Below are 12,428 nucleotides of genomic sequence, written 5' to 3' on the forward strand. Positions count from 1 at the left end.
GGTCACAGATCCAGCAGGGTGAGGGCGGCGGTGAAGCCGGGGCCGAGCGCCAGCATCAGATGCGCCCCGGTGGCGCCGCTGCGCATCCGGCGGTCGAGCACGAACATCACGCTGGCCGCCGACATGTTGCCGCACTCGCCCAGCACCGCCCAGGAGTCGTCCATTCCGGCGGTGGCGGGCGCCAGCACTTCGGTCAACGCCTGAAGAACCTTGGCGCCACCGGGGTGGCAGATCACCCCGGACAGGTCCGCGCGGGTCATGCCGCGGCCGGTCAGGAAGCCATCGGCCACCGGGGCCAGCCGCTCGCGGATCAGGCGCGGGATGTCCTGGCTGAAGACGACGCCGAAGCCCTCGTCCTCGATCCGCCAGCCCATGATCCGCCGGGTGCCCGGCCAAGTGTGTTCGGCACTGTCGATGAAGCGAGGGCCAGGGGCATCGCCGCCGTCGGTCGGCGCGCGCAGCAGGGCGGCGGCGGCACCATCGGCGAAAAGCGCGCTCGCCACCACATTGGTGGGAGAGGCCTCTTCCGGCCGGTGCGAGAGGGTGCAAAGCTCGACCACCAGGAACAGCACATTGCGCCCCGGCATGGCACGCGCCATCATGCCCGCCCGCGCCAGCCCCAGCGCCCCGCCGGCACAGCCCAGCCCGAAGACCGGCAGCCGCACCGTGTCGGGCCGGAAGCCCATGCGATCAAGCAGAAGCGCCTCCAGGCTCGGCGTCGCGATGCCCGTTGTGGTGGCGCAGACGATGGCGTCGACATCGGTGGGGCGGAGCCCGGCTGCGTCAAGCGCCTTGCCCGCCGCTTCTTCCAGCAGGTCCAGCGCCACTCGCTCGAACACGGCGGCGCGCTCGCCCCAGCCATGGGGCTCCAGATACCAGGACAGCGGGCAGGCGGCATAGCGGCTGCGGATGCCGGTGTTGGCGAAGACGGGGGCCAGCCGGTCGAAGTCGCGCAGGCGATGGGCGAACACCGTCCGGGCGACGGCCAGCGTCTCCTCCTGCTCGAAGCGGTGGGGCGGCAACGCCGTGGCGACCGCCAACAGCCGCGGATCGAGTGACATCCTGCCTCCTGCATGCTGCGGCGGGCCGGCATGCGCATCCGGTCGATGCTCAGTCCAACCCTTTCCGCCAACAGAAAGCTGCCCCTGCGGTTGCGCCCGCCCACCCTCCTCAAAAGGCGATAGCCTTCTGAGGAGGTGGTGGTGCCGTTCAGTGCGCCAGGGCGCGCTCCTCGGCCCCCGGCTTGTCGTGGGTCGCCAGCCGGTCGACGATGGTCTCGCTGGCCGCATTGAGGCCGATCAGCCGCACCTCGGTCCCGGCACGGCGGAACTTCAGCACGACGCCGTCCAGTGCCGCGACGCTGGAGATGTCCCAGATATGGGCGCTGGAAACATCGATGACCGCGGCGTCCAGATCCTCCCGCACGTCGAAGGCGGCGGAGAAATCGTCGGCCGAGGCGAAGAACAGCTGCCCTTCGACCAGATAGGTGCGGGTGCGGCCATCCGCCGACAGGGTGGAGGTGACGCGAAACATCCGGGCGACCTTTCCGGCAAAGAAGATGCCGGACAGCAAAACGCCGATCAGCACGCCGATGGCGAGATTGTGGGTGAAGACCACCCCGGCCACCGTCGCCAGCATCACGGCGCTGGAACTGCGCGGATGCGTGACCAGGGTCTTCAGGGATTGCCAGCTGAAGGTGCCGACCGACACCATGATCATCACCGCCACCAAGGCGGCCATCGGGATGCGCTTCACCCAATCGCCCAGCACGACGATCAGGAACAGCAGGAACAGGCCGGCGCAGAAGGTCGACAGCCGGCCCCGGCCGCCCGACTTCACGTTGATCACCGATTGGCCGATCATCGCGCAGCCGGCCATGCCGCCGAGGAAGCCCGAGACCATGTTGGCAACGCCCTGGCCGACGCATTCGCGGTTCTTGTCGCTGCCGGTCTCCGTCATGTCGTCGACGATGGCCGCGGTCATCAGCGATTCCAGCAGCCCGACCACGGCGATGCCGGCGGAATAGGGCAGGATGATGCGCAGCGTCTCCAGCGTCAGCGGAATGTCGGGAAGCAGGAAGACGGGCAGGGTGCTGGGCAGTTCGCCCATGTCGCCGACGGTGCGCACATCGATGCCGAAGCCGATGGTGACCGCGGTCAGCACAAGGATGCTAACCAGCGCCGACGGCACCGCCCTGGTCAGGCGCGGCAGCAGGTAGATGATCGCCAATCCGGCGGCGACCAGCGCATAGGTGACGGTCGGCACCCCCACCAGCTCCGGCAACTGGGCCAGGAAGATCAGGATGGCGAGCGCGTTGACGAAGCCGGTCATCACCGACTTCGACACGAAGCGCATCAGCGCCCCCAGCCGCAGGAACCCGGCGCCGATCTGCAGCAGTCCGGCCAGCACGGTGGCGGCCAGCAGATATTGCAGGCCATGCTCCTTGACCAGCGTGACCATCAGCACCGCCGTGGCGGCCGTGGCGGCGGAGATCATGCCGGGACGGCCACCGACGATGGCGATCGTCATGGCGATGGCGAAGGAGGCGTAGAGGCCGATCTTGGGATCGACACCGGCGATGATGGAGAAGGCGATGGCCTCCGGGATCAGGGCAAGGGCGACGACAAGGCCGGACAGCAGGTCGCCGCGCGTGTTGCCGAACCACTCCTGGCGGAGCCGTTGCAAATCGATGGTCATGGGTCTCGCAAGCTCAAGACGGGACGGCGGCAGCGTTCGCGCAGCGGCAAAGGCCGGGCGGTGTGTCGCCATCGACGATGATCGGGAATGGAAGTCTGAAACTGGAATCGCTGCGAAGCGGCGGCCGGTCCGGGACTTGGACGGTCGGGCTTCAGGTCAATGCAGGGAGCAGGCCGTCAAGGCGGCGTGACGCGGTGCAGCATGACGGCAGACGTAACAGAATGTCGCAGGCCCGGCAACCCCGTGCATGGCTGCCCGTCGCGGACGCAAAAAGGCGGCGCCCCGCAGAGCGCCGCCTTGTCTGTCAAACGATTCGTTCCGTCAGGCCTGACGCGGCTTCAGCGGCGCGGTGTCGCGGAAGGGCTTGTCGACCCCGCCCTTGTCGTTGGTCTGGTTCTCGACATCGCCTTCGAAGGTGCTCTCGCCCTGTGCCAGATCCATGTCGTCCGGCGTCATGCCGGCGGCGCGGGCGCCCTTGGTCCCGCCGATCTGCGGGTTGTTCTTCAGGTCGGCATCGGTCGGCTTGTCGGTCTTCTCGTGCTTGCTTGCGCTCATGACGGCGTCTCCGTTCCGGTTCCGCGGGTTCCCTTGTCAACCGGCGCGGTGCCGGATCGTTGCGGCCCTGACTCCGTACAGACCATCTGCCGCAGCGATTGTCCCTTCTCGCTCCCGGAGAGAAGGATAGGATGGGCCGAAGATCATCCAAAGGGCTTCCATGTCCCATGACGACAAGCGGCTGAGGATCCGCGTGCGCGGACGGGTGCAGGGCGTGGGTTTCCGTCCGCATGTCCATGCGCTCGCCCGGCGTTTCGGCATGACCGGCTGGGTGCTGAACGACCCGCAGGGCGTGCTGATCGAAGTGCAGGGCGCCGACACCGCCGCCTTCCGCACCGCCTTGATCGAAGAGGCGCCGCCGCTTGCCCGCATCGACGTCGTCGACTGCGAAGCCGTCGCCCCGCTCCCCGGCGATGTGTCCTTCGCCATCCGCCACAGCGAGACCGGCGGCGCCATCGCCACCGGCATCGGTCCCGACGCCACGGTCTGCCCGGCCTGCCTTGCCGAACTGTTCGATCCGGCCGACCGCCGCTACCGCTATGCCTTCCTGAACTGCACGCATTGCGGCCCGCGCTACACCATCACGCGGCGGCTCCCCTATGACCGGCCGCAGACGGCGATGGCCGGCTTTGCGCTCTGCCCCGACTGCATGGCGGAGTACAAGGACCCGGCCGACCGCCGTTTCCACGCCCAGCCGACCGCCTGCCCAACCTGCGGTCCCCGCCTGTCGCACCCTCCGGAGGACATTCTGGCCGCCCTGCGGGATGGCAGGATCGTTGCCATCAAGGGGCTTGGCGGTTTCCACCTCGCCTGCGACGCCACGCGCGCGGACGCGGTGGAGCGGCTGCGGCGGGTCAAGCAGCGCAACGGCAAGCCCTTCGCCCTGATGGTCGCCAGCGCGGAGTCCGCCGCCCGTCATGTCGGCATGGACGACGGCGAGCGCCGGCTGCTGGAGGGGGTGGCGCGCCCCATCGTCCTGCTGCGGCGGCGGGAGGACGCGCCGGAACTGGCGCCCGACATTGCTCCAGGCCTCGCTTGGCTGGGCGTCATGCTGCCCTACACGCCGCTGCATTACCTGCTGTTCCACGAGGCGGCGGGACGGCCCGACGGCACCGCTTGGCTGCGCGAGCCGCAGGATCTGACCCTGGTCATGACCTCCGCCAATCCCGGCGGGGAGCCGCTCGCCATCGGCAACGGGGAGGCGCGGGAAAGGCTGGCGAGCATCGCCGACATGATCGTCGACCATGACCGCGACATCGTCATCCGCGCCGACGACAGCGTGGTGCGCAAGCTGGCCGGCGCGACCGCCTTCCTGCGCCGCGGTCGCGGCCATGTGCCGGAACCGATCCGGCTGGCCCACCCCGTGCCGCCGATCCTGGCGGTCGGCGGCCACCTCAAGGCGACAATCTGCGTCACCCGCGGCGACGAGGCCTTCCTGTCCCAGCACATCGGCGACCTCGACAATGCCGCGACGCTGGGCTTCCTGGAGGAGACCGTCGCCCATCTGCTGCACATCCTGGGCGTCGAGCCGGTGGCGGTCGCCCATGACAGGCATCCGGATTTCCAATCCACCCGCTTCGCCGAGCGAACCGGCCTGCCGGCCATCGCGGTCCAGCACCACCACGCCCATGTCGCCGCCGTGGTGGCCGAACACCGGGTGGACGGGCCGGTGCTGGGCCTCGCCCTCGACGGCTTTGGCCTGGGGGAGGGGGGGGGCTCCTGGGGTGGGGAGATGCTGCTGGTCGACGGCTTGCAGTCGGAGCGCCTCGGCAGTCTGGCCCCGCTCGCCCAGCCCGGCGGCGATGTCGCCGCCCGCCAGCCCTGGCGGATGGCCGCAGCGGCCCTGGTCCGCATGGGCCGCGCCGACGAGATCGTCCCCCGCTTCGCCAACCATGGTCCCGCCGAAGGCGTGCGGCGGATGATCGAGCGCGGCATCAACGCCCCGCTCACCAGTTCCTGCGGACGCTGGTTCGACGCTGCCTGCGGGCTGCTGGGCGTCCGTGCCGTGGCGGGTTTCGAGGGCGAGGCGCCGATGGCGCTGGAATCGCTGGTCCGCCGGCCACGGGTGGCGGCGGGTGCTTGGCGGATCGCGGGCGGCGAGCTTGACCTGACGCCCCTGCTGGAGCGTCTGCTGTCGGTCGCCGACGCGGTGGAGGGGGCGGAGCTGTTCCACGGCACGCTGGCTGCGGCTCTGGTCGACTGGACGCTGCCGGTGCTGCGCGCACGGAGCCTGAACCGGGTGGTGCTGTCCGGCGGTTGCCTGATGAACGCGGTGCTGGCGGAGGAACTGGTTACCGGCTTCCGTGCCGCCGGGGTTGAGGCGCTGCTGCCGAGGCTGGCACCCGCCAACGACGGCGGGCTCAGCCTCGGTCAGGCGTGGACCGCGTCCTTCGTCCTGTAGGAGAAGAGCGGCATCTGGACCGGCGCCCGCACCCTGGTCCTGGGCGCCGGAACATCGGCACTGCGGCTGGCCTTGTCGAACTCGTAGAGGCCGCGGTACTTGCCGATGTAGCCCTTTCGGCAGGCGCGATGGAACCGCTGCGACGCGGTTTCCCAATCGTCGCCGGGCCGCAGCCAGCTGACATAGGTGGTGCCGCTGCGCGGATCGGTGCGCAGAAATCGGCCGCGCCCCTTCTCGCCCCGCACCCACTGGCCGGGGTTCAGCGTCAGCGCCCCGCGCGCCAGAAGCAGCTTCACCTGCGGGGTCAGGTCGATGGTGGGAAAATAAGGCATGACATCCTCCGGCCGCACCCGGACGGTGCGGCGCTGATCTGGAATTCCCGATTGTTGCGGAACCTCCCGGATATGGGAACGCATGCGGAACAATTCAAGGTTTTCAAGGGGTGTGGGATGCTGGAGGGGCTGAGTTTTGCCCCCACCCCGAGCCTCCCCCGCTGGGCGGGGGAGGGGGACAGGACCTTTGTCAAAGCGCGGCGGCAGTCCCTCCCCCGCCCAGCGGGGGAGGATAGGTGGGGGCAGAGAACCTCAACCCATCAGACACTCACCCCACACGCGCCGCCTTCTTCACCGGGCGCTCATGCTCCTCGTCGGCCGGGGCTTCGGCGTCCTTGAAGGTGCGGACGCCGCTGATCATGGTGGAGATGATCGACTGGCGGGACATGATGTCCTCGCGCACCGCGGCATAGATGTGGACGATCACGAACAGCAGGATCGCCCACATGCCCAGATGGTGCCAGGTGTGGACGTCCATGCTCTGGCCGAACAGCGGGATGACCCAGCCGAACAGCCGGTCCTGCCAGCTGCCCAGCCCCGTCCCTTCGCTGTAGAGCGCAAAGCCGGTGACGATCATGAAGACGCTGCCGACCGCGATCGCCCAGAACATGGCGAACTGGGCCAGCGGGTTGTGGCCGACATACAGCTTCGGCTTGCGCTCCAGGAACAGGTACCAGCGGGCTTCGAGGAACAGCTCACCCCACCAGTGGCGGTCCCAGAAGGGGAAGCGGAACAGCTGCTTGGCATGGTGGTTGCCGGCGAACGCCCAATAGAGCCGGCCGATGAAGCCGATGGTGAAGATGTAGGCCGCCGCGAAATGCACGAAGCGGATGTAGCCCATCAGGAAATTGGCGCTCGCCTCGCCCGGCATGCTCGGCAGCGGGTTGGCGATCAGATAGCCGGTGACCGACAGCAGCGTGATCGCCAGCGCGTTGACCCAGTGCCAGACCCGGACCGGCACCTCATACACATAGATCGCCTTCAGGAAGCGGCCGCCACCCGAAGTGGCCGTTCCCTCCTCGTCCGGTGTCGCGACCGGCTTCGCATCGTCGAGAGGAGCCATGACGTAATCCTCCTCGGTTGCCGGTCAGCGCACGGTGACACGGGCCAGTTCGGCGCCGTCGGGCGCCATGACGTGGGTGGAGCAGGCAAGGCACGGATCGAAGCTGTGCAGGGTGCGCAGGATCTCCACCGGCTCGTCCGGGCGGGCCATCGGCGTGTTCAGCAGCGAGGCCTCGAAGGCGCCGATGTTGCCCTTGGGATCGCGCGGGCTGCCGTTCCAGGTCGTCGGCACGACGCACTGGTAGTTGTCGATCTTGCCGTCCTTGATCTTGATCCAGTGGCCGAGCCCGCCGCGCGGGGCGGCGACGGTGCCGACGCCCTTGGCCTCCTTCGGCCAGGTCTTCGGGTCCCACTTCTCGACATTGGCGGTGGCGGTGTCGCCGGCCTTGATGTTGGCGATCAGGGCGTTCCAGTCGTCCATCATCATGGTGCAGCAGTACTGGCATTCCAGCGCGCGGGCCAGCGTGCGGCCGATGGTGGTCGGCAGCGCCTGCTGCGGCGTGAAGTTCGTGCCGGCCAGCGCGTTGAAGGCGCCGAGAGATTCGGTGATCTGGTCCTTCACGTAACCGACGCCCTGGGCATAGGCCAGGATGTAGCGGGGCAGGGGGCCGACCTCCACCGCATGGCCGCGCCAGCGCGGGGCCTTGATCCAGGAATACTTGGCGGCCTCGTCAAGTTCCTTGATGTCGGTGCGGGTGCCCTTGGTGTTGGCGCCCAGTTCGAACTTGGCCTCGGTCACGCCGTCCCACGGGTGCAGGCCCTTGCTCTCGTCCTCGTAGTGATACCAGCTGTGGGCGACGAACTCCTGCACCTGGGCAGGGTCGCGCGGGTCGATGGGATGGACCTCGTTCCAGTTGCCGTTCAGGATGACGCCGCCCGGCAGCTGGCAGGTCGAATGGTCGTACGGCACCTTCTCGTAATCGCCGTAGTCCATGACGTTGGTCGCCGCCAGTCCGCCGCCATAGAGCCAGTCCTTGTAGAAGCTGGCGATGGCGAGCACGTCCGGCAGATAGACGTTCTCGACGAAGGCCGTGGCCTCCTGGATGCGGGCGCGGATGAAGTTCAGCCGCTCCATGTTCAGCGGCGCGCCCGACGATCCGTTGCCGTCCATGTTGATGGCGCAGGGAACGCCGCCGACCATGTAGTTCGGGTGCGGGTTCTTGCCGCCGAGGATGGTGTGGATCTTGACGATGTCCTTCTGGAGATCGAGCGCCTCCAGGTAATGGGTCACCGCCATCAGGTCGGCTTCCGGCGACAGCTTGTAGGCCGGGTTGTCCCAATAACCGTTCTTGAAGATGCCGAGCTGGCCGCTCTCCACGAACTTCTTCAGACGGGTCTGGACGTCGCGGAAATAGCCGGGGCTGGACTTGGCATGGCGCGGCGACACCGCCTGCTGCAACGCCGAGGTCGCCTGCGGATCGGCCTTCAGCGCGTTGACCGGGTTGACCCAGTCCAGCGCGTGCAGGTGATAGAAATGGACGATGTGGTCATGGACCTGCAGCGTCTTCGCCATGATCTCGCGGATCAGGTGGGCGTTCTTGGGGATGCGGATCTGCAGCGCATCCTCCACCGCGCGGACGGAGGTCAGCGCGTGGCAGCCGGTGCAGACGCCGCAGATGCGCTCCACGAAGGCCCAGGCGTCGCGCGGGTCGCGGCCCTTCAGGATCACTTCGAGGCCCCGCCACATGGTGCCGGTCGACACCGCGTTGCGGATGACGTTGTTGCTGTCGACATTCACCTCGCAGCGCATGTGGCCTTCGATGCGGGTGACCGGATCGACGACGATCCGCTTGCCGCCGTTGTCGAGCGAGAACCCGTTCGGGGTCTGGACGATGCCCATGGTCAGACGTCTCCCTTGTGCTGTGCGCGCTTCAGGGCGCTGACCGCCGCGTGGGCGGCGATGATGCTGCCGACGCCGATGGCGGCGGTGGTGCCGATTTCGTCGGCGTTGGCCTCGATCCCGAACTGGAGGATGTCGGACTGGCGGGCATACCAGGAGCCCTTGTCCCAGAAGCCGTCCTCCGAGCAGCCGATGCAGCCGTGGCCGGACTGGATGGGGAAGCTGGTGCCCTCGTTCCAGCGGACGGTGGAGCAGGCGTTGTAGGTGGTCGGTCCCTTGCAGCCGACCTTGTAGAGGCAATAGCCCTTGCGCGCGCCCTCGTCGTCGAAGGACTCCACGAACTGGCCGGCGTCGAAATGCGGCCGGCGATAGCATTTGTCGTGGATGCGCTGGCTGTAGAACATCTTCGGCCGGCCCTGGCGGTCCAGCTCCGGGATGCGGTCGAAGGTTAGCATGTAGGTGATGACGCCGGTCATCACCTCGGCGATCGGCGGACAGCCGGGAACCTTGATGATCGGCTTGTCGGTGATGACCTCATGCACCGGGGTGGCGCGGGTCGGGTTCGGGCGCGCCGCCTGGACGCAGCCGAAGGAGGCGCAGGAGCCCCAGGAGATGATCGCCTTGGCATCCTTGGCGACCTTGCGCAGCTGGTCGGTGAAGGGCTTGCCGCCGATGATGCAGGACATGCCGTCCTGGTTCAGCGGCGGATTGCCTTCCACCGCCAGGATGTAGTTGCCCTTGTACTTCTCCATCACCTCGTCGAGGATCGCCTCGGCCTGATGGCCGGCCGACGCCATCAGCGTATCGTCGTAATCCAGCGAGATCATCGACAGCACCACGTCCTTCACCAGCGGGTGCGCGGAGCGGATGAAGGATTCCGAACAGCAGGTGCATTCCAGCCCATGCAGCCACAGCACGGGCGTGCGCGGCTTGGTTTCCATGGCATGGACGATCTGCGGCACCAGTTCCGGCCCCAGCCCGAGGGCGGCGGCGGTGAGCGAGCAGTATTTCAGGAACGAACGGCGTGTGATCCCCTGCCGCCGCATCACCTCGTAGAAGGTTTCCAGCGTTGCCATCGGCTTGTTTTCTCCCCTAGGGCGGCACCGGCGTGCGAGGGTCCGGTGCGCTTCTCCGTCGGGCATAGGCAACAACCGTGCCGTAATACGAACATTTGGCAAAGCAACGGTTTCATGCCCGGACTGCCCCTTCCCCCTGGCAAGCTCCCGGCCGATCTGGCGGCCGGGATGGCAGGGGAGTTGCCGGCAGCCGTCGGGCGGCTTGCCCTCAGGCTGCCTGATTGTCCTCTTCCGGCCGGCCGATCAGCCGGTGGAGCGCCAGCCCCAGCGCGATGCCTGCCGCATGCAGACCGGCAGTGCTGGTCAGGAAGCCCGCGGCATAGCCGAGCGCCGCGGCGTCAGCCGGCATCTCCGCCCCATGGGCGAAGCCGTGGAACAGACCGAAGGCGGCGGCAAAGGCCGCACCGATCAGCCCGTTGCGCGACATCGGCATCACGCACAGCAGGGCCAGCACTACCGTGGAGGCGTAGATCGTCGGCTCGACCAGCGGCAGTCCGCCACCGGTCAGCGCGAACAGTCCGCCCGCCAGCATGGCGGCCAGGAACGCCCCCGGCACCGCCAGCACGGCGCGCCCGCCGATGGTGGCGCCATAGACGCCGACCGTGACCATGGCGATCAGGTGGTCGAGCCCGCCCAGCGGATGCGCGGCGCCATCGAGGAAGCCGGCGCCGGCAAGATGGCCGGGATGGGCCAGCGCCGGGGTGGCGGCGAGCGCGACGGCAGCCGCGACGGCGGCAAGACGAGTGGTTTTCGACATAGCGAACGGCTCCTCGGGGTTCTTGTGGTTTGGTGGTTGGGGGAAGGCCCTCTCCCGCCCCGGGAGAGGGAGGGGACCCGCGCCGCAGGCGTGGGGAGGGTGAGGGGCATTCCGAACATGGATTCCGATCCTTGTCGTACCCCTCACCCTTCCCACCGCTTTGCGGCGGGCCCCTTCCCTCTCCCGGGGCGGGAGAGGGGGGATATCAGTGCCTCTGCGCGGACCCACGCTCGATGCCGTAGCGTTCCAGCTTGGCGCGCAGGCCCATGCGGGACAGGCCCAGTTCGTCGGCGGCCTTGCTCTTGTTCCAGCGGCAGCGGACCAGCGTTTCCATCAGGATGCCGGCCTCCACCCGCTCGATGCGCGACTTCAGCGGTCCGCCCTGGCCGATCAGATCGAGCGGCGGCAGCGGACCGTCCTCCGGCGAGGCGGGGCGGGCGTTCAGCGCGGCACCGCGCAGCACCTGGTCGGACAGCAGTTCCGCCCCCAGCGTGTCGCCCTCGCACAGCACCAGCATGCGCATGATCTCGTTCTGCAGCTCGCGCACATTGCCGGGCCAGCCATAGGCCTCCAGGCAGGCCAGCGTGTCGGGGGCGAAGCCGGCGACAGGCTTGCCATGGGCGGCCGACAGCCGGTCGAGAATGTGGCGGGCCAGCACCGGGATGTCGTCCGGCCGGTCGCGCAGGGGCGGCATGGTCAGCGTCATCGTGCTGAGCCGGTAATAGAGGTCCTCGCGGAAGCGGCCGGCCTTCACCTCGGCGGTCAAATCGCGGTGGGTGGCGGCGACGACGCGGACATCGACCCGCCGCGTTTCGTTTGAGCCTACCGGCCGGATCTCGCCCTCCTGAAGGAAGCGCAGAAGCCGGACCTGGAAGGCCGGGCTGATGTCGCCGATCTCGTCCAGGAAGATCGTGCCGCCGTCCGCCTGTTCCAGCAGGCCGAGGCGGTTGCTGTGCGCGCCGGTGAAGGCACCCTTCTTGTGGCCGAACAGTTCGCTTTCCAGCAACTCGTCCGGGATGGCGCCGCAATTCTCGCAGTAGAAGGGCTGGTCGGACCGCGGGCTGCCGTAATGGATGGCGCGCGCCAGCAATTCCTTGCCGGTGCCGGTCTCCCCCAGCACCAGGACCGGCACGTTGAACCCTGCCACCCGCTCCGCCTGCCGGCAGACCTCCTCCACCGGGCTGCCCTCGGCCCGGACCAAGCCGTCGAAGCGGTAGGACTGCCGCACCCGCTCGCGCCTGGAAGCCACGCGGGTCTCGGCGACGGGGGGCAGCAGCTTCAGCTCGTTGGTCAGCCGGTCATGCTCGCGCTGCAGTTGGTACATCTTCGCCGCGTTGCGGGCGGTCAGCAGCAAATGGTCGGGGTGCCAGGGCTTGGTGATGAACTGGTGGATGCCGGCGGTGTTGATGGCGCCGATGATGTCCTCGGGGTCGATGTAGCCGGTGATGACGATGCGCACCACCTCCGGCCAGCGTTCGCGCACCTGGGTCAGGAATTCGACGCCGCTGACCTCCGGCATCCGCTGGTCGGAGAAGACCACCTGGATCCATTCGGCTTCCAGCAGGCGCAAGGCCTCTTCCGCCGACAGCGCGGTGAAGACCTCGAACTCCTCGTCCAGCAGGCGGGCGATGACCTCGACGGAGCGCGGCTCGTCATCCACCACCAGGATGCCGGGGCGGGTGGGGTCGGTCATCGCACGGGATCCTTC

The 12,428-nt window shown here is 68.3% G+C and carries 10 protein-coding genes; 1 reads left to right on the forward strand and 9 read right to left on the reverse strand.

Features of this window, described 5'->3' with window-relative positions:
* Nucleotides 1-2 precede the first annotated feature (2 nt).
* The 3 genes from J2Y49_RS26750 to J2Y49_RS26760 form a co-directional block, all read right to left on the reverse strand.
* On the reverse strand, nucleotides 3-1,061 hold the full coding sequence (locus J2Y49_RS26750; protein WP_310118396.1) for a 3-oxoacyl-[acyl-carrier-protein] synthase III C-terminal domain-containing protein: 1,059 nt from the start codon (nucleotides 1,059-1,061) through the stop codon (nucleotides 3-5).
* Nucleotides 1,062-1,209: 148 nt separating this feature from the next.
* Complete coding sequence (locus J2Y49_RS26755; protein WP_310118398.1) at nucleotides 1,210-2,697, reverse strand: SulP family inorganic anion transporter; 1,488 nt, start codon at nucleotides 2,695-2,697, stop codon at nucleotides 1,210-1,212.
* Nucleotides 2,698-3,018: 321 nt separating this feature from the next.
* Nucleotides 3,019-3,252 (reverse strand): hypothetical protein, encoded by a 234-nt coding sequence (locus J2Y49_RS26760; protein WP_310118400.1) that lies wholly within the window; start codon nucleotides 3,250-3,252, stop codon nucleotides 3,019-3,021.
* Between the two features lie 160 nt (nucleotides 3,253-3,412).
* On the opposite strand from J2Y49_RS26760, the gene hypF reads away from it, so the two are divergent.
* Nucleotides 3,413-5,653, forward strand: a complete 2,241-nt coding sequence (gene hypF, locus J2Y49_RS26765; RefSeq protein ID WP_310118402.1) for a carbamoyltransferase HypF — start codon at nucleotides 3,413-3,415, stop codon at nucleotides 5,651-5,653.
* Here hypF and J2Y49_RS26770 read toward each other — a convergent pair.
* From J2Y49_RS26770 to J2Y49_RS26795, 6 genes are all read right to left on the reverse strand, one after another.
* Nucleotides 5,623-5,985 (reverse strand): hypothetical protein, encoded by a 363-nt coding sequence (locus J2Y49_RS26770; RefSeq protein ID WP_310118405.1) that lies wholly within the window; start codon nucleotides 5,983-5,985, stop codon nucleotides 5,623-5,625. The two genes, hypF and J2Y49_RS26770, sit on opposite strands and share 31 nt — an antisense overlap.
* A 268-nt stretch (nucleotides 5,986-6,253) precedes the next feature.
* Nucleotides 6,254-7,048, reverse strand: a complete 795-nt coding sequence (cybH, locus tag J2Y49_RS26775) for a Ni/Fe-hydrogenase, b-type cytochrome subunit (RefSeq protein WP_310118407.1) — start codon at nucleotides 7,046-7,048, stop codon at nucleotides 6,254-6,256.
* A 24-nt stretch (nucleotides 7,049-7,072) separates the two neighbouring features.
* Complete coding sequence (locus tag J2Y49_RS26780; RefSeq protein WP_310118408.1) at nucleotides 7,073-8,887, reverse strand: nickel-dependent hydrogenase large subunit; 1,815 nt, start codon at nucleotides 8,885-8,887, stop codon at nucleotides 7,073-7,075.
* Nucleotides 8,888-8,889: 2 nt separating this feature from the next.
* On the reverse strand, nucleotides 8,890-9,963 hold the full coding sequence (locus tag J2Y49_RS26785) for a hydrogenase small subunit (protein ID WP_310118411.1): 1,074 nt from the start codon (nucleotides 9,961-9,963) through the stop codon (nucleotides 8,890-8,892).
* 208 nt (nucleotides 9,964-10,171) lie between these two features.
* Nucleotides 10,172-10,720, reverse strand: a complete 549-nt coding sequence (locus J2Y49_RS26790; protein WP_310118412.1) for a HupE/UreJ family protein — start codon at nucleotides 10,718-10,720, stop codon at nucleotides 10,172-10,174.
* 205 nt (nucleotides 10,721-10,925) lie between these two features.
* Entirely contained in the window at nucleotides 10,926-12,413 is a 1,488-nt protein-coding gene (locus J2Y49_RS26795) for a sigma-54 dependent transcriptional regulator (RefSeq protein WP_310118413.1), read from the reverse strand.
* Nucleotides 12,414-12,428: the final 15 nt, after the last annotated feature.

Origin of the sequence: Azospirillum sp. BE72 (assembly GCF_031455875.1) — a bacterium.
Lineage (GTDB): Bacteria > Pseudomonadota > Alphaproteobacteria > Azospirillales > Azospirillaceae > Azospirillum.